Origin of the sequence: Cobetia sp. MM1IDA2H-1 (genome assembly GCF_002916775.2) — a bacterium.
In the GTDB taxonomy this organism is placed as follows: Bacteria; Pseudomonadota; Gammaproteobacteria; order Pseudomonadales; family Halomonadaceae; genus Cobetia; species Cobetia marina.
On the sequence record NZ_CM133225.1, the window covers coordinates 2,915,650 to 2,937,806 of the forward strand.

A 22,157-nucleotide genomic window follows, 5' to 3' on the forward strand; every position below is an offset into this window, starting at 1 on the left:
ATCGAGGTTCCCTTGACGACGGGCAATGACCGCCGCTGTCCACGACCGTGGAACATCACGGTAATGACGTGCGGCATACGAGGGCCAGTCTCGCTTGCCGCACCATGGCCGTACAGATACAGTTTCTGGACATTCCACCAGTACAGTTCGCTCATGGCACGCTATCGACAGCTGGCAGAGAAGTGCATTCAGGATATTCAGGCCGGCAGACTCAGCACCGGGGATCGCATGCTGTCGCTGCGCCAGTTTGCTCGCCAGCACGGCATCAGCGTGTCGACGGCGGTCAGCTGTTATGCGGAGCTGGAATCGCAGGGCTGGCTGATGGCTCGCCCACAATCGGGGTTCTTCATCGCCGAGCCCTCACGTGTCATGCCCGCGCCCACCTGGCAGTCCTTCGAGAGCCGAGTCATCACGCCCGCCACGCATCGCCATCGCACGCAGAGGTGGTGCGGGCCGCTGGGCACTGCGCATCTGGCGCTGGACAAGGCGACCCGGCAGGCACTGGATCGCAGCCTGCGCCGCGCCATGAAGCGGGCCGTGCATACCCTCACCCAGTATCCCGCCGCGCAAGGCGAACCCGCACTGTTGAGCGCCCTGGCGAGCCATTTCACCCAGGCCGGCTTTGTGCTGGGCAGTGAGGAGCTGGTCATCACTCACGGCTGCATGGATGCGGTCAGGACGGCGCTTGAGGTCTGCACGCAACCCGGCGACACGGTGGCAGTCAGCTCACCGTGCTACAACGGCCTGCTGGATCTACTCTCGCAGCTATCCCTCGACGTGATCGAGATTCCCTCGAGTGCACAAGGCATCGATCTCGATCAGTTCGAACAGCATCTCGCCAACGGTCAGCTGCAGGCCGGGCTGTTCTGCACCACTCACATGAATCCCCAGGGCATCACCCTCACTCCCGCGCAGAAACAGCGCCTGGCCAGGCTTGCCAATCACTACCGCGTGCCGGTGATCGAGGATGATGTCTATCTCGAGCTCACCCATCGCGAAGCGCCGCCACTGCCAACGGCCTGCCACGACGAAGGCGGCTTCGTCATCTGGTGTGGTTCGGTCTCCAAGACCCTGTCACCGAGCTACCGACTGGGCTGGTGTCGGCCCGGCCGATTCCTTCCGCCGTATCTCAAGCGCGCGCGGGGCGTGCCGACGCTGGTACAGTGCGCCGTCGCGGACTTCATCGATTCCGGCGCCTATGCCAGTCACCTGAAACGTGTCCGTCACCAGCTCAGCCAGCACAAGGCCCACTACCTCAACTATCTGAGTCAGCATCTGCCCGAGGGCAGTCGCGTGACGCAACCACAAGGTGGCCTGGTGCTGTGGATCGAGGTGCCCGGCCTCGATGCCAGGGCCCTCGGCAAGGCCGCCGAGCAGGCACAGCTTGATATCCGGATCGGCCCCTGGTTTACCGAATCTGCGCGCTATCGCAATTGTCTGCGTCTCAATATCGGCCTTGCACCGGATGAGCGGATCGAGCAGGAACTCGCCCGCCTGATGACGTTGATCGCGAATCACTGCAAACGCTGAAGGTTGTCGTGCTCACATGCGCCTGTCAGACAATGCAGACGACGCTGCCACGCCCCGGTCAACAGGGCGTGGCAGCGTCGTCTGTAGCGAAAGCCTCCTGTCACGAAGGGTCTCTCATGCCCGATATCAGGCAGCGCGCCCGTTGCGCACCATGGCATGGGGGTCGATGACGAATTTCTTGGCAGCGCCACCGTCGAAGTCCGCGTAGCCCTGCGGCGCTTCTTCCAGACTGATGACCTGCACGTTGACCGCATCCGCGATATTGACGCGCCCGAACAGGATCGCCTGCATCAGCGGGCGGTGATACTTCATCACCGGACACTGCCCCGTGTGCAACGAGTGAGACTTGGCCCAGCCCAGTCCGAAGCGCATGGAGAGTGCACCGACCTTGGCGGCCTCATCCTCGGCGCCCGGGTCTTCGGTGACATAGAGGCCGGGAATGCCGATCTGGCCGCCGGCACGCGTCAACGCCATTGCCGAGTTGAGCACCGTCGCCGGCTGCTCACGTCCATGATCACACCCACAGCCATGCGCCTCGAAGCCGACACAATCGACGAAGCAATCCACTTCGCGCTCGCCGAGAATCGCCTCGACCTTGTCCTCCATCGAGCCTTCCTGACGCAGGTCGATGGTCTCGCAGCCGAAGCTCTCGGCCTGCTGCAAACGCTCGGGAATCATGTCGCCGACGATGACGCAGGCCGCCCCCAGCAGCTGGGCAGACACCGCCGCCGTCAGCCCGACCGGCCCGGCACCCGCGATGTAGACCGTGGCGCCCGGCCCGACCCCTGCAGTCACGCAGCCATGGAAGCCTGTCGGGAAGATGTCGGAGAGCAGCGTCAGGTCACGGATCTTCTCCATCGCCTGATCGGCATCCGGGAACTTGAGCAGGTTGAAGTCGGCATACGGCACCATGACGTAATCCGTCTGACCGCCAGTCCAGCCGCCCATGTCGACATAGCCATAGGCTGCGCCGGGACGCGCCGGATTGACGTTCAGACAGATCCCCGTCTTGCCTTCCTTGCAGTTGCGGCAGCGCCCGCAAGCGATGTTGAACGGGACCGAGACGATGTCGCCGACCTTGATGAATTCCACGTCGCGGCCAGCCTCGACGACCAGTCCGGTGATCTCATGGCCCAGCACCAGGCCCTGGGGTGCCGTGGTCCGGCCACGCACCATGTGCTGATCGCTACCACAGATATTGGTCGAGACGACCTTGAGAATGACGCCGTGTTCACACTTGCGATTTCCCAGCGCCAGGGTCGGATAGTCCAGTGATTCGACACTCACCTTCCCCGCTCCCTGGTAGACGACTCCGCGATTGGCATTGGCTGACATGACGTGCTCCTGCTGGCATGGAATTTGGTGCATGGACGGCGTCAGACAGGCACGCTGACGACATCTCCCGTCACTTGCCGATACGCCGACCACCCGCCCCCTGTCGGTGGCGTCCGACCTGAAGGGCCCCTGCAGACTAGGCCACTTGCCACGGGTGAGCTGTCCAGATGAGGCATCGACATGCCCATGCGAGACATGCCACGACCAAAGTGGCAGTGCGCATGACCGAGGTCGTCGCGCCTGGCCGACAGGATGCGTCGATGCATCGCCACACTTGAAGCCAGTGACACTGCCCCCACGTCAATCAGCAGAGCACGATGGGTAACCCATTTCGCCATGGCAATCGCTCGCGCCAGCCCTCGCTCCGTGAGCGGCGTCTCGCTGCGAGCCATTGGCCTGATTCATTCCAAGGAGAGACCATGACCATGACATCCAACGCCCTGCGCACCGCCTGCATGACCGTCGCCATCGCCGGAACCGCCTTCATTGCGGGCTGTGGCAACACCAGCGTGATCGAGAAGCAGGACACGCGTTACGAGGTCAGCGCCGTCGATGAGGACCGTGACGATGCCATCGCTCAGGTCAAGGAACGCGCTCTGGAAGTCTGCGAGGAGCAGGATCGCGACAAGTACGACGTGCTTGATTCCCGTGTCTTCGGCCCGCAGGACAGCATGTCCAAGGCAGCCGAAGGCAACGATCAGCTGGAAGGCGGCACCATCAATGAAGATACCGAAATGGCCGCCGCCACCCACGAAGGTGAAGGCTACAAGGTCGCCTGGACCATCCGCTGCCGCTGAGGCGCCTTCCCGTCAGCCAGCCCGAGCTGACAGCAAGGCCATGTGCATGAATGCAAGAGCGCATGAGCACAAGAGCGCATGAACGCAAGAAAGCCGCCCCTGAGGGCGGCTTTCTTGCGTTCATGCATCACGAAACCCCGGAGACGGACGGCCGTTCGGAACGCGCAACCTCGGGTTGCCGCCCACGACGGGATATTGCAGCGCCGCATTAGACGACTCTTGACTATGCTGAGACGAAAGCGCTCGCCAGTTCGGCGCCTGCCATCCCCCCAGGACAGCGCAGCACGCGGGAGCGGAGGCGAAGCTTTTGCGTACCAGACAGCCGTGACACCCGAGCATTGCCATGCGAGACGCTCGACTACCCAACGCCCGGGGCGGTCGATCACTGCCATTTGCCATGACGAATCCATCAGGACTCTACGCGCCCAGCGCCGTCAAGGAGGCTTTTCCATGAGTATCGAACAACGCCTGGCCCCCGTTGCACTACCCGAAAACCGTCAACGACAGATCGTCGAGCGCCTGCTCTCTGGCTCCGGGGTCAGTCTGAATGGCCCTGACCCCTGGGATATCTGCGTCCGCCATCCGGATCTGTTCCGGCGGGTGCTGAATCAGGGCAGTCTGGGGCTGGGTGAGGCTTACATGGAAGGCTGGTGGGATTGCGAACGGATCGACGAGATGATCCATCGCCTGCTCAAGCATGGGCTGGGGGAGCGAGCCCACACCTTTGGTGAGCGCATCGCCTACCGCCTCCAGGCGGGAGTCATCAATCTGCAGAGCCGTCGTCGTGCCGAGGTGGTGGGCAAGGTGCATTACGACTTCGGCAATGACCTCTTCACCCGCATGCTGGACCCGACCCTGTGCTACAGCTGCGGATACTGGAAAGGATTGCCGATCGCGCCGGAGAACCTGGAGCAGGCCCAGCAGGCCAAGCTGGATCTCGCCTGTCGCAAGCTCGGGCTGACACCCGGCATGCGCGTGCTGGACATCGGCTGTGGCTGGGGAAGCTTCGCCGCCTACGCCGCGCGCCACTATGGCGTGGAAGTCGTCGGCATCACCATTTCCGCCGAGCAGGCGGCGCTGGCGCGGGAACATTGCCATGGCCTGCCAGTGGAGATCCTGCTCAAGGATTACCGTGACGAGCAATTCCGTCACGAGGTCGGCACCTTCGATGCCATCGTGTCCATCGGCATGTTCGAGCACGTCGGCCACAAGAACTACGCGACCTACTTCACCCGTGTCGCGCAGCTGCTGCGCCCCGGCGGACGCTTCGTGCTGCACACCATCGGCTCCAACCTGAGCGACATCTCCGCGGACCCCTGGGTCAATCGCTACATCTTCCCCAACGGCGTGCTGCCCAGTGCCAGTCAACTGATCCAGGCCAGCGAGCATCACCTGATCATGGAGGACTGGCAGAATTTCGGTGCCGACTACGACCCGACGCTGATGGCATGGCGTGCCAACCTCGATGCCAGATGGCATGAACTGGCCGACACCTACACGACGCGGGACAAGCGCATGTTCGAGTATTATCTGGGTGCCTGTGCCGGGGCCTTCCGCGCCCGCCAGCTTCAGCTCTGGCAGGTGGTCTTCACCCACGGCAATCCGGGGCGTTACGACGCACCACGCTGATCCGCTTGCGCCCTCCGTGCGCCTGGCACTCTCCAGCCGTGCCAGGCGTCCGGCAAGGCGACTCACCAGGGGACGACTCGCCCCTTGATGACTCATGACTCACGATGCGTCGCCGGTGACCGGGAGCGCGTCCCTCTGGCACCTGTCCGTGATGCCGGGGCATTGCCTGCCGACTCGGCCTGCGAGCGGGAGATGCTGTGCCTGGCATTGCGCTCCAGCGCCTGAAGCATGCCGGCCAGCTGATCCAGCGATTCATCCTCGAAGCCGACATACAGCTCCGCGCGGACTCGCGCGATGCGCTCACCCAATTGCACAAGGCATTCATAGCCCGCCTCGGTGAACCACAGACAGCGAGCACGACGATCCGTGGCATGGGGTTCGCGACGAATCAGCTGCTGACACTCGAGCTGATTGAGCGTGCGCGTCAACGACGGCATCTCGATTCCCAGCTCGCTGGCCAGCATCTGCTGGGTACAGCCCTCGCCAAGCTTCTCCAGATGCACCATCACCGTCCAGCGGGCTTCCGTCATCCCCAATGGCTCGACCGCGGTCGTGATCGAGGTACGCCACAGGCGGTGGACACGCCCGAGCAGGCCTCCCAGGGAGGGCTTGATGGTCTCGTGAAGGGGTTGAGCATCATCACAAGCTTTCATCGCCTGCAGCGCCACTTCGTCGTCAGTGCCTTGTTGCATGATGATTCTCCGTCTCCACGCCACGGGGCTCACCCCCTGGATGAGCCCCGCGATGCCAACGTCAATTTAGCTTGCTAATGAATGGCGGAATCATACGCTTTATTAGCGGGCAAATCAAAACACGCGTGACGGGACGCGCTCGGCAGCATCCTGCCACTCCCCTTTCCGATGGCGCGCTGGCCTGTTTGCGTGCCTGAGCGCCCGCGTGAGCGTTCGCGTGATCCTCGCGCGGCTAGTCCGCCTCCGAGCCGATCCCGTGGCGCTTGAGCTTGTTGGCAATGGTGGTGTGCGAGACGCCAAGACGCTTGGCCAGCAGTCGGCTGGAGGGGAACTCCGGATAAAGACGCGCCAGCACGCGCCGCTCCACCTCGTCGTGGATATCGCCGAGGCTGCCTGCCAGATCGATGCTGTCCAGACCTTCATCGCGCACCTCGCCAATCAGGCGCAGATGCTGCGCCTCGATCACCTCGCCCTCGCACAGCGAGACCGCCTGGAACAGCACGTTTTCCAGCTGGCGCACGTTGCCGGGCCAGTGATAGCCGCGCAGGCGTGCCATCGCCTCCGGTGAGAGAGTGCGAACACGCGCTCCGATCTGGCGCACGGCACGTTCGAGAAAGTGATGTGCCAGCTCCTCCAGTCCATCCAGGCATTCCCTGAGTGGCGGAATCTGCACGCACAGCACATTGAGACGATGGAAGAGGTCGTGGCGGAAGCGCCCTTCGCTGCTCAGCGCCGGCAGGTCCTGCTGGGTCGCGCAGATGACGCGCACATCCAGAAAGGTCTCTTCATCGCTGCCGACACGCCTGAAGCCACCATCCTGCAGAAAGCGCAGCAGCTTGACCTGCATGCGCGGGCTCATCTCGCCGACCTCATCGAGGAAGATGGTGCCACCACTGGTCAGCTCCAGCAGACCCAGCTTGCCTTCCGGCCGTGCCCCCTCGAAGGCGCCCGGGGCATAACCGAACAGCTCCGTCTCGGCCATTGACTCCGGCAGGCCCGCACAGTTGAGCGCCATGAACGGTGCCTGCCCGCGTGGACTGGCCAGATGGCAGGCGCGCGCCAGCAATTCCTTGCCGGTGCCGGTCTCGCCCTCGATCAACAGCGGAGCATCCAGCGGCGCCATGCGCCTGGCCTCCTTGACCACGGCGGACAGCTGACGGCTTGCCTGGAAGATGGCCTCGAACCCCCGCACCTCGGTACGCTGGATCTGATAGATACGCGAGCCCAGACGGTCCGCACGATGCAGGGTGACCACGGCCCCCGCCAGCGAGGCCACGTCCTCGTTCTCGGTATGCAGCGGCGCGATGTCGGCCAGGAAGGTTTCCTCTCCGACACGCAGACGCAGGCCGTTGACGCGGGCATTGTTGCGCCGGATCAGCTCCGGCAGGTCGACATCCTGGATGTGACGCGTCAGTGCCAGCCCCGGCACCTCATCGATGCGGACGCCCAAGAGCTTGCCGGCCGCACGATTGGCCGCCACCACGCGTCCCTCCATGTCGATGGACATCACCGGATCAGACAGTGATGACAACAGCGCATTGAGCTCCAGATGACGCCGCTCGGTGGGCATCAGGCTGACCCGGGTGACCTTGAAGACCCCGGGAATTTCCTCCAGTGCTGGCTTCAGGGTGGAGAGCTGCATACGCAGCATGTTGGGAACATGCAGATAGATGGAATTGTTGGCCTCCCCACCGACCTCACCACGCAACACGTTGAGGCCGTAATCGGCAAAGAGGGCCAGGATGTCGCGCAGAATCCCGATCCGGTTCTGACAGGTCAGTTTGAGGCGCATGGCATTCTCGGCATTGTCGTTGGCATATCGCCGCTGTCAGAGTGGCTCTGACGGCACGGCTCTGAGGGTCAGGCGCTTGAGGATCACAAGCGTGTAGGGGAAACGCTGATGACCCGAGGACATCATTCGGGCTACCGCAGGGCAATGCGGCCCATTGAATGACGTTAACGTAAGCGTTATCAAAAACCTCGTAAAGCATTCCTTACAATAGACGGTATTGCCGGCACGCAAAACTGCCCGAATGGCACTGATCGAGGCCATCAGCCGCACAGGTGTCAGGATTATGTGACAAGAGACGGGGCATCGCACCGCTATCTGCCGCGCAAAAGCAGGCCGTGGCACTGGTCAAGGCTGTCCGACAAGGCCTAGCGTAGTCATCGACATGCAGGGACTGACATGTCCGCCATGATGACAATACGGCAGCCTGCCCACGCAGCGCCGCCATACCGTTCGGGAGGTTGCATGAACGCACCGCAGGGTCGTGACTGGCCACAGGCATCCCAGGTATCTGCGCCCGGCTCGCAGGCTCAGGCCAAGGGCACCCGCTACGTGGCGCATGAACCGGATAGCCGGGGCAGGATCCGTTACAGCGATCAGGAGCACGCCACCTGGCAGACGCTGATGACGCGCCAGCTGGCGCTGGTCGAGGGACGTGTCTGCCGCGAGTACCTGCAAGGGCTTGAACATCTTGACCTGCCCCGGGATCGCATCCCCCAGCTGGATGAGATCGACCGGGTGCTCGAGGCGGCCACCGGCTGGCGAACCGCACGAGTACCAGCCTTGATCCCCTTCACCCGCTTCTTCGAACTGCTCGCCGAGCGGCGCTTCCCGGTTGCCACCTTCATTCGCCGTCCCGAAGAACTCGATTACCTGCAGGAACCGGACATCTTCCACGAGATCTTCGGTCACTGCCCGATGCTTACCCACCCCGCCTTCGCGGAATTCACCGCCACCTACGGTCGACTCGGTCTCGCCGCCAGCAAGGAAGAGCGCGTCTACCTGGCCCGCCTCTACTGGATGACGGTGGAATTCGGCATGCTGCGCGAGGTTCAACCCGATGGCAGTCGTGCGCTGCGCCTCTACGGCGGCGGCATCATTTCCTCGCCACGCGAGACCTGCTATGCACTGGGCGAGCTCGAAGACAGTCTCGAGCGCCCCGAGCACCTGCCCTTCGATGCCGTCGAGGCACTGCGCACCCCGTATCGCATCGACATCCTGCAGCCGCTCTACTATGTCCTGGAGTCACTGGACGATCTGCATGAACTCGCCAGTCGCGACATCATGGCGCTGGTGCACGAGGCCATGGCGCTCGGTCTCAAGACGCCGCGCTTCGCACCACGCTGATCGCACCGGCGCCTTGCGCTTCTTTTCACCCGCCCCACCCTCTTTCCTCAAGCCGGAGATAGTGACATGACCGAACTCGCCAGACAGTCCTGTGAAGCCTGCAGTTTCGATGCCCCCAAGGTCAGCGACAGCGACATCGAGACGCTCAAGACCGCCATTCCCGAGTGGCAGTTGCTCAATCGCGATGGCATCATGCAATTGGAGCGATGCTTTAAGTTCCGCAACTTCAAGCAGGCACTGGCATTCACCAATCGCGTAGGCGAGATTGCCGAGGACGTCGGGCATCACCCGGCACTTCTCACCGAGTGGGGCAAGGTCACCGTGACCTGGTGGTCCCACGAGATGAAGGGTCTGCACAAGAACGATTTCATCATGGCCGCCAGAACCGACGAGGTAGCGAAATAAGATGTTCGAGCAGATTGCGCGTGTACCCGGGGATGCCATCCTCGGCCTGATCGAAGCCTTCAACAAGGACACCAACCCGCAGAAGGTCGACCTCGGCGTGGGCGTCTATCGCGATGCCAACGGCAATACGCCGGTCATGCGTGCGGTCAAGCAGGCCGAGGACCGCCTGGTCGAGAGCGAAGTCACCAAGACCTACATCGGCTCCCACGGTGACCCGCGCTTCGGCAAGGTCGTGCTGCCGATGGTGCTGGGCGCCGAGTCGCCGGTGCTGGCTGCCAACCGTGCCAGCGCCACTCAGGCGCCCGGCGGTACCGGTGCCCTGCGTCTGGCGGCAGACTTCATCGCCAGCAACCTCAAGGGCCGTGATATCTGGCTGTCCACTCCGACCTGGCCGAATCACCTGGGCATCTTCGATGCCGCAGGCGTGACGCGTCACAGCTACCCGTATGTCGACGAGAACAATCGCCTCGACTTCGACGGCATGCTGGCGACCCTCAAGACGATTCCGGAAGGCGATGTGGTGCTACTGCACGCCTGCTGCCACAACCCGACCGGGTTCGACCTGAGCCGCGAGCAGTGGGACCAGGTGCTGGAAGTCGTCCAGTCACGCAAGCTGCTGCCGCTGATCGACTTCGCCTATCAGGGCTTCGGTGATGGTCTGGAAGAAGATGCCTACGGCGTGCGCCTGCTGGCCGAGAATGTCGATGAAGCCATCATCACCAGCTCCTGCTCCAAGAACTTCGGCATCTACTGCGAGCGTACCGGCTGCCTGATCCTGATAGCCAAGGACGAGGACAGCATGCTGGACGTGCGCTCCCAGGCCGCGATCACCGCGCGTGAGAACTACTCCAATCCGCCGGCACATGGCGGTGCGGTAGTCATCGACATTCTCGAGGACGAGACGCTGCGCGCGGAGTGGAAGAGCGAGCTGACCGAGATGCGCGAGCGCATCAATGGCCTGCGTCGTGAGTTCGTCGAGGCGCTCAAGCCGTATGGCCTGGATGAGCAGTTCGCCTTCATCGCCGAGCAGCGCGGCATGTTCTCCTACACCGGCCTGACACCGGAGCAGGTCGATCGCCTGCGTGACGAGTTCGGCATCTACATGGTGCGCTCCGGACGCGCCAACGTGGCCGGCTTCTCCAGCGAGAATCTGCCCTACGTCGCCAAGGCCATCGCGACCGTCGTCAAGGGCTGAGCCTGACCGAACGCTTCGTGAAAGATGAAAAACCCGCCGATTGGCGGGTTTTTCATTGCTGGAACGAGACATTGTCAGGCGCCCTCAGTCGGTAGCCTTCGCTGTCACCGCGACCGTCATTCCTCGCGCTCGACAGGCAGCGTCGCGAGACTCGCCGCCACCGCCTCTTCCAGCAGGCTGACCAGCAAGGCCTGCACCTCATGCAGCGGTTCATCGTCCTGCGCTGCCTGCCACTGCCACTTGAGCGCCAGATAGCGCTCGCTGCGCATCGAGAGCGGCATGCCGATCAGGTCGCCTCCGGCATCCTCGAGTACCTGATGCGCCGACAGGGCATCGATGATGGTGGCAGCACTGCCTGAGCGCGCCAGACGCCCGGCGCTGGCAGGCGTGGCCACCTCCACCAGACTCGCCGGCGTCACGCGCTCTCGCTTGAGAAGTCCACGGACCAGCCGCCCCTGACTGCTGCTTTCCGGCAGCTCCACGAACGGCCGCTCATTGAGGCGTTCCACCGTCAGCGGCTTGTCGAGCAGTGGCCAGCGTGAAGGCCACAGCAATATCAGTGGCAGCTTGAGCGCAGTCTGGCCTGCAGCGTCGCGCTGCTCGTCGGCAGCCTCGACGGGAGGCTGTGCCGCCGCTGTCGTGTCGTCCAGAGAGGACAGCAGATCATCCTGGCGAGTGATACCGACCTCCGACAATGCGGCATCGTCTCCCAGCTCCGGCATGCCTGAGGAGATGCCCTGCGCCGCAGGGATGCCGGCGCCCTCCTCGGCGCCCTCCACCAGCACGGTCTCCTCACGGGCCCGTGCGCGCAGACTCTGCTTGAGTTCGCGCGCGCGTGCGGCCGCTGTCCTGGCACGCTTGCCGCCCTGAGGCTCCTCCGGCGCTTCCAGCGTGACGGCCATGTGTATCCGCCCCTCGGCCAGCGCCGCGGCATGCGTCGAGGCTTCCATCACCTCAAGGCTCGGCAGCCAATCACTCAACGACTCGCTGGCCGCGATGCGCTCAAGCCATCCGGTGCTGAAGGCTTCCAGAGACGGCGTCACTGCCAGTACCAGGCGCGGGCGCTTGCCACTGCCCGGCCCGAAGGCCAGTCGCCTGAGCTCGGACTGCGCGGTGAACATCCGGGCCAGTGACGGGGTCAGGCGTTCGGCTTCCGGCGTGGGCACCAGCCGGCCACCTTCACGCAGGAACAACGAATAGCCCAGCGTCTGCTCAAGCTGTGCCAAGCCCCGCGAGACCACCGGCACGCTGATGCCCAGCTGCGCCGCGCCACCCTTCATCGATCCGCACTCGATCACCGCCCACAGCATTTCCAGCTGACGCAGCCGTATGCCGGGTTCACGTGTGCCTGTGTCTGACTGCGCCATGATATTGCTCCTTGAAGGGGTTCGTCCGCGATGCTCCGAGAGCCAGCAGTGGGCGCCAGCTCATTTAGCCTTACGCTAATCATGCTGGCGCCAAATGTCACGCTTCACCAGCCTTCAAGACGTCATGCCCCTGAAACGACACTCCCCCCGCTGATGAATCAGCGAGGGGAGTGAGGGACAAGGCATCGATGCGCCAGTCATTCGTTCAGACCGGCCACTCGTTCAGGCCGGTCATTCCTTCAGACCGGCAATGGGCGAGCCATCACGAGAGTGCCAGTACGCCTTCTGCTTCAAACAGCACGCCCTTGGGCAGCTCCTTGACGCCGACGGCAGCACGCGCCGGATACGGCTGGCTGAAGTACTGCTCCATCAAGGTGTTGACCACGCCGAAATTGCTGAGATCGGTCAGGAACAGGTTGACCTTGACCAGCTGATCCAGGCTACCGCCTGCCGCTTCACACACCGCCTTGAGATTGCGGAACACCTGATCGGCCTGAGCCTCGAATCCGCCCTCCACCACGTCCATGGTGGCCGGGTCCAGCGGGATCTGGCCGGACAGGAACACCAGGTTACCGGTACGCACCGCCTGGGAATAGGGACCGATGGCGGCAGGTGCGGCGTCAGTGGAGATGATCTGCTTGGTCATGCGGGCTTCCTTGTATCGAGTGATGAAAGAGAGGTCTTGAAGCGTGTGGGAGACGCGTCACCTGACGGCGTGCTCAGCGACTCCCTGATGACACGAGACGAGAAACGGGAGCGATCCGGGCCCGCCGACACCGGCAGGCCCTGACGACGGCACATGACATTCAGGCAGCGTAACGACCGAGGTTCAGCCCGTTCGGGTCGATGCCGGGCGTACGCCCGCCGACCAGGTCCGCCAGCAGGCTGGCGCTGCCACAGCTCATGGTCCAGCCGAGCGTGCCGTGTCCGGTGTTCAGCCACAGGTTGTCATACTTGGTGCCACCGATGATCGGCGTGGAATCCGGGGTCATCGGACGCAGGCCGGCCCAGAATTCCGCCTTGGCATAGTCGCCCGCTTCCGGGAAGACATCACGCACCACCATGTTGATGGTCGCACGGCGCTTCTCGAGCAGGGACAGGTCGAAGGACGCAAGCTCCGCCGTACCGCCCACGCGGATGCGATCATCGAAGCGCGTCAGCGCGACCTTGAAGGTCTCGTCCATCACCGTGGACTGCGGCGCGGCATCGGCATTGATGATCGGCACGGTCAGGCTGTAGCCCTTGACCGGGTAGATCGGCAGATCCAGATCCAGATCACGTGCCAGGAAGGGCGAGTAGCTGCCCAGACACATCACATAGCTGTCGGCGCTCATCTCGCCGCGGTCGGTGATCACCTTCTCGATCCGGCTACCAGTACGCTGGATGCGCTGGATCGTGGTATTGAAGACGAACGTGACGCCCAGGGTGTCACGGCAGTAATCCGCCAGCCGGTTGGTGAACAGATGGCAATCACCGGTCTGATCGTCCGGCAGGTGCAGCCCGGCGATGAACTTGCCCGGCACGCGCGCCAGGGCCGGCTCGACGGCGGCGCAGGCCTCGGCATCCAGCAGCTGGTGACGCACGCCACATCCGGCCAGTACCTTCATGTCCTTCTGCACGGCCTTGACCTGGGCCTCGTTGCGGAACAGCTGCAGCAGGCCCTTCTGACGGTCCTCGTAGCGCAGCCCCGTCTCTTCACGCAGCGAATTGATGCACAGACGACTGTATTCCGCGACGCGAACCATGCGCTCCTTGTTCACGGCATAACGGTCCGCATTGCAGTTGGCGAACATCTTGACCATGAACTTGGCCATCTGGGGGTCCATGCGCGGCTGGATCTTGAGAGGCGCGTGCTCCTGGAACATCCACTTGACGGCTTTCTGCGGAATGCCCGGTGCCGCCCAGGGAGAGGAAAAACCGAAGGACACCTGGCCGGCATTGCCGTAGCTGGTTTCCATCGCCGGACTGGCCTGACGATCCACGACCGTGACCTCATGGCCCTGACGCGCCAGATAGTAGGCACTGGTCACGCCGACGACACCGCTTCCGAGCACAAGAATCTTCATGTTGTTCTACTCCGTGACTGCAACCGCGCTCGGCGGTGGAAGAAAGGGGGGTTCCGTGCGCCGCGCACGAAACGTATCGCTTGATCCAGCCCCGAGCAGCAGCGCCGCCTTCAGTGGCTTGACCTCAATTACCCCAGTATAAGAGTGAAATCCGTCACGAATATTCTGTTATTGGCCTCCAATACAGATGATTGATAGCTAATTTTGCCAACCTACCAGCAATTACGCACAAAAAAGCGGCCATTTTTAGAATGGCCGCTTTTGCGCTACGTCAAGGACTCGTCCTGGCAGTCTCACCCTCTCGAACACCCCCTCATCGGCATCACGCGGTGGCGCTCTCGACAGGCCCTCGGGAGGGCTTGCCCAGCCCACCGATCGCCTGACGATAGAGACGCCAGGCCACGATACCGGCCAGCAGATTGCCGATGGCCGCCCCGATCGCGACGCCGCGCAGACCATCGAGCTCAGCGCCCAGCCAGACGGCTGGCAGGAAGCACACGAAGAGACGCAGGAAGGACAGGAGCGTGGCCCGTAGCGGCCAACCCAGCGCATTGGCGGCCGAGACCACCAGCATGCAGATTCCCAGGAAGGCATAGCTTGGCAGCATCCAGGGGATCAGCAGGACCAGCGCCGCGCCGACCTCCTCATTGCCGACCAGCAACCGGGACAAGGGGACGGCGAGGAGCGCTACCACCACGCCCAGCACCAGCTGCCAGATGATCACGATCCTGGCGACCAGATTCATCAGTCGGCGCACTTCCTGCCAGCGACCTGCGCCGTAGCACCGCCCCAACCAGGGGGGCAATGACATGGTGAGCGCCAGCACCACGATCAAGGAAAAGGTCTCGAGCCGGCAGGCGATCCCCCAGGCGGCCACCTGGGTCTGACCCAGCGTCGCCACGATGGCCGTGACCAGCATGGCGGACACGGCCGGCATCATCTGAGAAAGGATGGCCGGTGCCGCGATCCCCGTCAGCTGACGCCAGGAGTCCCGCCATTCCTGAACCAACCCCTGCACCGCGATCCACTCTTCCTGCAACAGCTTGAAGGTCGTCACCATCAGGCCGATCACGAAGGCGATCAGCGTCGCCCAGGCAGCCCCCGCCAATCCGAACCCCGGCACGGGGCCGAGACCGAAGATCAGCAGAGGGTCCAGCGCCAGATTGAGCAGACTGGTCACCAGCATCATCACGCCGGGCAGCCGCGTGTTGCCGTGGGCACGAAACAGGCTGTAGAGCACATAGGCCATGGCGCCCACCCAGCTGGCCACCAGCCAGGGGCCCCAGTACTGCTCGATCAGCGAGAGCTCCTGGTCATTGGCGCCCAGCAGATGGAAGGCCGGCGCACGTATCAGCCATAGTCCTACCATCAACAGTGCCAGCAATCCGCCGGAGACCAGCACCACCACACTGCCGAGCCGCCGGGCACGAGCGTCCTCCCCTGCCCCCAGCGTGCGTGACACGATGGCGGCAATGGCGATGCCCATGCCGACCTGGACCCCGATGATCAGGAAGGTCAGCGGGAAGGTGAAGGACTGAGCCGCCAGTGGCGCCGTTCCCAGGCGCGACACGAAGGCGGCATCCACCAGATTGAAGCCCAGCAATCCCATGATGCCGATGGTCATCGGCAGTGTGGAACGCCAGAGACGGGACATCAGCTCGCCGGTACTCGGACAGGATGAAGGCGAGGATGTCGAAGAAGTACGAGTTGAAGACATGCAATCACTCCCAGGATGCCAGGCATCGCTGGTCTGAAGAAGAGAACGAGGGCGCTTGAGCTACGCGACGACAGCGCTTGAACGTTGATTCTAGGGATTCCGCCGTCAGGCAGATACTGCCAGCCAGACATGTCTTTGATGCAGTAACGGCAACACGAAGGCGAGAAAATCCGTTGATGCGTAGTATTAGCGGAAACATTGGGCGTGCTAAGCTTCGCCTGTTGACGATGCTGACCCGCTGGGCGACCGGTCTGTCCCTACCGATTGTCCTGCCATCTGCGGGCGGCGTCCCTGTCTGCTGAAGCGCGCCGCAACCCTGAAGAGCAGGACGGCTGCGTGAGCCTTTTCCTGTTGCATCACGAGAGGTCATACCGTGGATAAAGCATCCCGCTTGTTGCTGTTTCTGGATGTCGTGGAAGCACAGAGCTTCTCCAAGGCAGCCGATCATCGTCAGGTCAACCGCTCGGTGGTTTCCAAGCAGATCAGTCGTCTGGAAGAAGAGTTGCAGATTCGTCTCTTCAACCGCTCGACCCGCTCGCTGGCCCTGACCGATGCCGGCCGCGAGATCCATCAGCATGCCTTGCGGCTGCGCGAAGTGCTGGAAGACACCGATGATGTCGCGGGCGCCTACCAGGACGGGCCACGAGGGGTGCTCAAGATCACCAGCCCCAGCCACTTCGGTCGCACCTACGTGGCTCAGGCGGTGCGCCTCTACATGGAGCGCTATCCGGACACCCAGGTGGAAGTCCGTCTGGAAGACCACCTGACCGACCTGATCGGTGGCGGCTATGATCTCGCCATCCGCATGTCGGAACTGGAAGACTCCAACCTGATCGCGCGTCCCCTGGCCGCGCATCGCCATCTGATCTGCGCATCGCCTGCCTTCATCGAACGCCACGGCATGCCGAAGACCCCCGCGGACCTCTCGGGGCTGCCGGCGGCCGTCTATTCACGCGATGGCTTCATTCTCGACCGCCTGCGGGTGTGCAGTGAAAGTGGCGTCGAGGAAAAGGTGGCGCTGGATTCTCGCCTCAAGGTCAATGATGCCGACGTGCTGATCGGAGCCATCAAGTCCGGTGCCTGCTATGGCATGATCTCCGCCATCAACATCAAGGATGAGGTACTGAATGGCGAGCTGGTCCCGTTGCTTACCGACGTGCCGATGAAGCCGCTGCCATCCATCCATCTGGTCTACCCGCATCGCCAGTATCTCCCCCAGAAGACGCGTCGCTTCAGTGATTGCCTGCAGGAAGTCGTCGGGACTCCGCCGGTGTGGGAGCAGCGCATTCCGGGCTTCGAGAACATGTACGGCTACGGCAAGACCTGCAGCTGAGCGCGTCACTTGCCTGTCTGGCGCCCGCTTCTGCTGCATGAAGCACCGAAGGAAAAACGAAAACGCCCGTCATGCGACTGCATGACGGGCGTTTTCGTTTCCTGTGCCAGACAGGGCTTGCACCCGTCAGCTCAGGCGGCCCCGGGACAGGGGCGAATGCAGGGCTTGTTGCCAAGCCACTGCTTGAGCTCCGGCAGGCGCTTGGGCCGCGCGTAACGGAAGCCCTGCACCAGATGGCAACCCATCTCCACCAGCAGGCGTTCCTGCTCCACCGTCTCGACGCCCTCGGCCAGCACTTCCATGCCGAGGCTATCGGCCAACGAGATGGCATGCGAGACGATGGCGCGGTCACGCGCATCATGATCCAGGCTACGGACGAACTGCTGGTCCACCTTGAGGCGACAGGCGCGTAGATCCCGGACATAGAGCAGCGAGGCAAAGCCGGTCCCGAAGTCATCGATGGCAAGCCTGACACCTCGGTCGATCAGACCGGTCAAGCGCTCGACGACGCGATCCAGATCCGGCACCCGTGAGGACTCGGTGATTTCCAGCTCCAGCCGCTCGGGGGCGAAGTCGTGCAAGGCGAGCGCCTGTGAGACTCGCTCGGGAAAGCCGGGGTCACGAAATTCCTGGGCCGAGACGTTGATCGCCACCGACAGCGGCTTGCCGTCCGGGGTCACCAGATCCCGCGTCGCCTTGAGAGCAGCATCCATCACACGAGCCCCGACGGTACCGATCAAGCCGTACTGCTCCGCCAGCGGAATGAAGCGCCCAGGCCCGATGGTCCCGAGCTCCGGATGGTCCCAGCGCACCAGCACCTCCACGCCGACCGCCTGACCACTGACCAGATCGAACTGGGGCTGGAAGGCAAGATCGAGCTCTTCGAGATGCTCGCGCAGGTCACTGGTCAGTCGGTAATCGTTGAGGTGACGCATGTGGGCACCGGGCGAGAAGACATGCCAGGCCCCGCAGACATCGATATCGTCCTGCTCGCCATGCAGCATGGCCAGTTCAGCCAGGTGCAGCAGCCGATGCGCGCGACGCGCGTGCTGAGGCGCCAGGCTGATGCCCACCCGCGCGGTGACGGGCAAGGACTTGCCATCCAGGCGCATCAGCGTGACCAGCTGCTCGCACAGCTCGCTGGCCCGCGCGATCAGGGCGACTTCATCGCCGGTGAAGAACAGCGCGAAGGCATTGCCCAGCGGACGACAGACCAGTGCATCGCGGTATTGCAACGACATCGCTTCCGCCACGCGCTCCAGCAGCGGGTCGATACGCTCCGCGCCATGCGCCGAGTTGATGATCTCCAGATGGGTCAGCGAGAGATAGATGATGCCGCCATCGACCGCCTCACCGGACAGCAGCTCGTCCACCTGGGCATTGAAGCGATCACGCGACAGCAGGTTGATCGGCTGCAGTCGACGCAGCGCGATCAGCACCTTGTCGTCCAGACCGGCAGCGCGCGCTTCGGCCAGACCCGAGAACGGCGCCTTGAGGCGCACGCGGCGCTCACTGACCGGTTCAAGCCGCGGGCGCGCCTCACCGAACAGCTCCTTCCAGCCACAGGTATAGGCGACGAGTCGTTCTTCATCGAACACCGCCATTCGCCAGGGAAGGTTGGCCTGCTGCACCAGCAGCCAGTGGCCCAGCTCCCCGTCGATCCCCATCATCCACATCCCCGGCTGGCCGCTGAGCCCACAGGGCTCCGGCAGATGCGACAGGGTTCTCGGCAGTTCAGGCTGGTGTTCTGCCTGACGGGCACGGGGTGAGCTCCAGGCGAGCTGGCCGAAGCGGTCGAAGATCCACAGCGGCTCTTCGATGGAGGACAACAACTTGATCAGAATATCGAGAGGCACGCTCACCCCACTGCAGTCACAATGAATAAGGGTCTTGCTATCCCGCCCGCTGACGGTGCAACCGTTACCGCCATCGAGCTCACCTCCGGTCCTTCACATGCCATGTCTCACTTCAACGGCATGTCCTGCACTTTCACCATTACTGCAATCTTTCGCTAATACACTGAGTCTATGTCAGGGCATGGGGCAGGTACCAAGGCTATTTTCTCGCCCCATCAACGCTTGCGATGTCTCGACGCTTTTCCTGAGCCAATGCGGTACGCGCCTCCCGGCCATCCAGAATGTCCTGCTGGCCTCAAAGTGTCCTGGTGGGCATCAAAGTGTCCTGGTGGCCTCAAAGCGTCCTGGTGGCATCAACACCGCGGGAAGAGTAGGATAGGCGCCCGTTTCGCCCGGACCGGATCCCGGGCGCCGAATCCATCGGTCAAAGAAATTCTCCGTCATGACTCTCAACGTCCCGAATTCCGCTGTATCCGCTCCTGCCTCCTCTGCAGAGCGCCCCCGCGCCGTCGTCATCTACTCCGGTGGCATGGACTCCTACACCGTCCTGCACCAGGCGCTGAAGGAAGGCTTCGAGGTACACGCCCTCTCCTTCCATTACGGCCAGCGCCACTCGCGTGAGCTCGACGTCGCACGCCAGGTCTGCGAGTCACTGGGCGTCGCCCACGAAGTCGTCGACATTCGCGCCATCCATGGACTGATCGACAACTCCGCGCTGACCAACAGTGACCAGGCGATGCCCAAGGCCGACTACGACGAGGACTCCATGACCTCGACCGTGGTGCCCAATCGCAACATGATCCTGCTGTCCCTGGCGATCGCCAAGGCCGTCAATATCGAGGCTGGCGTGTGCTTCTATGGTGCCCACGGCGGAGATCACGTGCTCTACCCGGATTGCCGTCCGGAATTCGTCGAGAAGATGAATGCCGTCGCCGCGATCGCCAACTTCTCGCCGGTGGAGATTCGCGCGCCCTTCCTGCACGCCAGCAAGGACGAGATTCTGGCCGCCGGCATCGCCATGCAGCTCGATTACGCCCAGACCTGGACCTGCTATGAAGGCCGTGAACTGGCCTGTGGGGAATGCGGCAGCTGCCGTGAGCGCCTCGCTGCCTTTGCCGCCCATGGGCTGAGCGATCCGCTCGGGTATGACACGGCCGATTCGGCCAAGGGCGCAGGCACTCTCTGATGTATACGGTAAAGGAAGCGTTCTACACCCTGCAGGGCGAAGGTGCTCGCGCAGGGCGCGCCAGCGTGTTCTGCCGCTTTGCGGGCTGCAATCTGTGGAGTGGTCGTGAGCAGGACCGCGACACCTCGGTCTGTCGCTTCTGCGACACCGATTTCGTCGGCACCAACGGCCAGAATGGCGGCAAGTTCCGCACCGCAAGCGAGCTGGCGGACTTCCTGGCCAGCCTGTGGCCGGAACACTCCGGCATCGCCACGCCCTATGTGGTCTTCACCGGCGGTGAGCCACTGTTGCAGCTCGACCGCGAACTGGTGGACGCGATGCACGCCCGCGGCTTCGAGATCGCGGTGGAGACCAACGGCACCGTCACGCCGCCCGCCGGCATCGACTGGCTATGCGTCAGCCCCAAGGGTGCCAGCGAGCTGGTCCTCACCGGCGGCGATGAGCTCAAGCTCGTCTACCCGCAGCCGGAGGCGCTGCCGGAGCGCTTCGTCAGTCTGGACTTCGCGCACTTCTATCTGCAGCCACTGGATACCGCCGCCCTGGATGCCCTGCCCGCGCCAGCCGCCGCTCGCGAGCATTATCGCGAGGTACTGGCGACGGATACGCCGATGAACCAGTGCGTCAGTTACTGCATGGCCAATCCCCAGTGGCAGCTATCGCTGCAGACTCACAAGATCAGTGGTATCGATTGATGACGGCAATGACTTCCAAGACCCTGTTCGTCAGGGCCCTCACCGCGGTGGATGCCTCGGTGTGGAGCAATACTCGCGGCCTGCATGGCATCAGTCAGCATCTGGACCTGGAGCTGGACGGCGCCGTCGGCCATGACGGCATGCTGTTCGACTTCGGCGACGTCAAGCCGTGGGCCAAGCGCATGATCGACCAGGACGCCGATCACACCTTGATCGTGCCCAGTCAGGCCGACGGCGTGAGCGTCACGGACTGCCCGGAAGGACTGTGTCTGCGCTTCACCCAGCCCTATGCCATGGAAGTGCGCGGCCCGCGCCAGGCCTTCTGCCTGCTGCCGGTGGCCGAGGTCACCACCGTGGTGCTGGCCAACCACTTCGAGAAGCTGCTGACGCGCCGCCTGCCGCCGCGCGTCGAGGCGCTGCGCGTGCGCCTGCGCGATGAGTGCATCGAGGGTGCCGCCTACACCTACAGTCATGGCCTGCGTCATCACAGCGGCAACTGTCAGCGTATCGCGCATGGTCACCGCTCCCCGCTGGTCATCGAACGCAATGGGCTGCGGGACACGGCGCTGGAAGCCGAGTGGGCCGAGAAGCTCAATGACCGCTACCTGGCCGAAGAAGGCGATCTGATCGACCGTCCCGGCCGTGAGCTGGTATTCAGCTATGAGGCACCGCAGGGCAGATTCCGCATTCGCCTGCCGCGCAAGCAGGTCTGGTTGCTGCCGACACCGACCACCATCGAGTGGATCGCCGACTGGCTGGCGCGCCAGATCGCTCTCGACAGCGGCGACAGCATTCGCGTCGAAGCCTATGAAGGGATCAACAAGGGCGCCATCGCGCGGCACACGCCAGAGACCGCCCGCCAGCCGCTGGTGCTGCCTGAGCATGAGGAAATGCCCGCCACATCATGACGCAGACCGCCCACCACCTCGCGGCCACTCCCGCATCCGGCTGCCGCGCCGGCTGCGGGGGGTGCTGCATCGCGCCTTCCATCTCGAGCCCGATTCCCGGCATGCCCAATGGCAAGCCGGCAGGCGTGCGCTGCGTGCAATTGGATGACGAGAATCTGTGCAAGCTGTTCGGAACGCCACAACGACCGGCCGTGTGTGGCAACTTCGACTTCGATATCGAGCTGTGTGGCAATTCAAGCGAAGAGGCCCTGCGCCTGATCGGCGAGTGGGAGCGCCTGACGTGAGAGACGCCCCCTGAGGGATAGATCTCAGC

Annotated in this window: 19 protein-coding genes; 11 read left to right on the top strand and 8 right to left on the bottom strand. The window is 63.3% G+C overall.

Annotation, left to right across the window (positions count from 1 at the left end):
• Window positions 1-153: 153 nt before the first annotated feature.
• On the top strand, window positions 154-1,530 hold the full coding sequence (locus tag BOH68_RS12395) for an aminotransferase-like domain-containing protein (protein WP_077374686.1): 1,377 nt from the start codon (window positions 154-156) through the stop codon (window positions 1,528-1,530).
• A 126-nt stretch (window positions 1,531-1,656) separates the two neighbouring features.
• Here BOH68_RS12395 and fdhA read toward each other — a convergent pair whose 3' ends face one another.
• Window positions 1,657-2,865 carry a formaldehyde dehydrogenase, glutathione-independent gene (fdhA, locus tag BOH68_RS12400; RefSeq protein ID WP_077374689.1) on the bottom strand — a complete coding sequence of 403 codons (1,209 nt, stop codon included), beginning with the start codon at window positions 2,863-2,865 and terminating at the stop codon, window positions 1,657-1,659.
• 419 nt (window positions 2,866-3,284) lie between these two features.
• Between fdhA and BOH68_RS12405 the strand changes: the two genes are divergently transcribed.
• On the top strand, window positions 3,285-3,662 hold the full coding sequence (locus tag BOH68_RS12405) for a hypothetical protein (RefSeq protein ID WP_077374692.1): 378 nt from the start codon (window positions 3,285-3,287) through the stop codon (window positions 3,660-3,662).
• A 450-nt stretch (window positions 3,663-4,112) separates the two neighbouring features.
• Entirely contained in the window at window positions 4,113-5,291 is a 1,179-nt protein-coding gene (gene cfa / locus BOH68_RS12410) for a cyclopropane fatty acyl phospholipid synthase (protein ID WP_077374696.1), read from the top strand.
• Between the two features lie 92 nt (window positions 5,292-5,383).
• Here cfa and BOH68_RS12415 read toward each other — a convergent pair whose 3' ends face one another.
• Window positions 5,384-5,983: a MarR family transcriptional regulator gene (locus tag BOH68_RS12415; protein WP_258038216.1), complete on the bottom strand. Its 600-nt coding sequence runs from the start codon at window positions 5,981-5,983 to the stop codon at window positions 5,384-5,386.
• Window positions 5,984-6,215: 232 nt separating this feature from the next.
• Window positions 6,216-7,775 carry a sigma-54-dependent transcriptional regulator gene (locus BOH68_RS12420; RefSeq protein WP_077374699.1) on the bottom strand — a complete coding sequence of 520 codons (1,560 nt, stop codon included), beginning with the start codon at window positions 7,773-7,775 and terminating at the stop codon, window positions 6,216-6,218.
• A 462-nt stretch (window positions 7,776-8,237) separates the two neighbouring features.
• Here BOH68_RS12420 and phhA point away from each other — a divergent pair, with 462 nt between their 5' ends.
• The 3 genes from phhA to BOH68_RS12435 all read left to right on the top strand — a co-directional run bounded on the left by phhA (window position 8,238) and on the right by BOH68_RS12435 (window position 10,719).
• Window positions 8,238-9,119, top strand: coding sequence for a phenylalanine 4-monooxygenase (phhA, locus tag BOH68_RS12425; RefSeq protein ID WP_077374701.1), 882 nt, complete (start codon window positions 8,238-8,240; stop codon window positions 9,117-9,119).
• 66 nt (window positions 9,120-9,185) lie between these two features.
• Window positions 9,186-9,524 carry a 4a-hydroxytetrahydrobiopterin dehydratase gene (locus BOH68_RS12430; RefSeq protein ID WP_077374704.1) on the top strand — a complete coding sequence of 113 codons (339 nt, stop codon included), beginning with the start codon at window positions 9,186-9,188 and terminating at the stop codon, window positions 9,522-9,524.
• Window position 9,525: 1 nt separating this feature from the next.
• On the top strand, window positions 9,526-10,719 hold the full coding sequence (locus BOH68_RS12435; protein WP_077374706.1) for an amino acid aminotransferase: 1,194 nt from the start codon (window positions 9,526-9,528) through the stop codon (window positions 10,717-10,719).
• Window positions 10,720-10,835: 116 nt separating this feature from the next.
• Here BOH68_RS12435 and BOH68_RS12440 read toward each other — a convergent pair whose 3' ends face one another.
• The 4 genes from BOH68_RS12440 to BOH68_RS12455 form a co-directional block, all read right to left on the bottom strand.
• The gene (locus tag BOH68_RS12440; protein WP_077374709.1) at window positions 10,836-12,086 is read right to left on the bottom strand and encodes a LysR family transcriptional regulator; all 1,251 of its coding nucleotides are present in this window, start codon (window positions 12,084-12,086) and stop codon (window positions 10,836-10,838) included.
• A gap of 262 nt (window positions 12,087-12,348) precedes the next feature.
• Window positions 12,349-12,732 (bottom strand): RidA family protein, encoded by a 384-nt coding sequence (locus BOH68_RS12445; RefSeq protein ID WP_077374712.1) that lies wholly within the window; start codon window positions 12,730-12,732, stop codon window positions 12,349-12,351.
• 160 nt (window positions 12,733-12,892) lie between these two features.
• Window positions 12,893-14,152 carry a D-amino acid dehydrogenase gene (locus BOH68_RS12450; protein WP_077374715.1) on the bottom strand — a complete coding sequence of 420 codons (1,260 nt, stop codon included), beginning with the start codon at window positions 14,150-14,152 and terminating at the stop codon, window positions 12,893-12,895.
• 322 nt (window positions 14,153-14,474) lie between these two features.
• The gene (locus BOH68_RS12455) at window positions 14,475-15,806 is read right to left on the bottom strand and encodes an MATE family efflux transporter (protein WP_103751404.1); all 1,332 of its coding nucleotides are present in this window, start codon (window positions 15,804-15,806) and stop codon (window positions 14,475-14,477) included.
• 436 nt (window positions 15,807-16,242) lie between these two features.
• On the opposite strand from BOH68_RS12455, the gene BOH68_RS12460 reads away from it, so the two are divergent.
• Window positions 16,243-17,202, top strand: a complete 960-nt coding sequence (locus BOH68_RS12460; RefSeq protein ID WP_077374722.1) for a LysR family transcriptional regulator — start codon at window positions 16,243-16,245, stop codon at window positions 17,200-17,202.
• A gap of 131 nt (window positions 17,203-17,333) precedes the next feature.
• Here BOH68_RS12460 and BOH68_RS12465 read toward each other — a convergent pair whose 3' ends face one another.
• Window positions 17,334-19,058: a putative bifunctional diguanylate cyclase/phosphodiesterase gene (locus tag BOH68_RS12465; protein ID WP_139345447.1), complete on the bottom strand. Its 1,725-nt coding sequence runs from the start codon at window positions 19,056-19,058 to the stop codon at window positions 17,334-17,336.
• Window positions 19,059-19,500: 442 nt separating this feature from the next.
• On the opposite strand from BOH68_RS12465, the gene queC reads away from it, so the two are divergent.
• Genes queC through BOH68_RS12485 form a run of 4 tightly spaced genes read left to right on the top strand, consistent with a single transcriptional unit; the run spans window position 19,501 to window position 22,128 of the window.
• Window positions 19,501-20,244 carry a 7-cyano-7-deazaguanine synthase QueC gene (gene queC / locus BOH68_RS12470; RefSeq protein WP_077374729.1) on the top strand — a complete coding sequence of 248 codons (744 nt, stop codon included), beginning with the start codon at window positions 19,501-19,503 and terminating at the stop codon, window positions 20,242-20,244.
• A complete protein-coding gene (queE, locus tag BOH68_RS12475; RefSeq protein WP_077374732.1) occupies window positions 20,244-20,936 on the top strand; it encodes a 7-carboxy-7-deazaguanine synthase in 693 nt (230 codons plus the stop codon). Before queC ends, queE begins: the two co-directional genes overlap by 1 nt.
• An 8-nt stretch (window positions 20,937-20,944) precedes the next feature.
• Complete coding sequence (locus BOH68_RS12480; protein WP_077374735.1) at window positions 20,945-21,844, top strand: 6-carboxytetrahydropterin synthase; 900 nt, start codon at window positions 20,945-20,947, stop codon at window positions 21,842-21,844.
• Complete coding sequence (locus BOH68_RS12485) at window positions 21,841-22,128, top strand: YkgJ family cysteine cluster protein (protein WP_077374738.1); 288 nt, start codon at window positions 21,841-21,843, stop codon at window positions 22,126-22,128. The genes BOH68_RS12480 and BOH68_RS12485 overlap by 4 nt, the downstream gene beginning before the upstream one ends.
• Window positions 22,129-22,157: the final 29 nt, after the last annotated feature.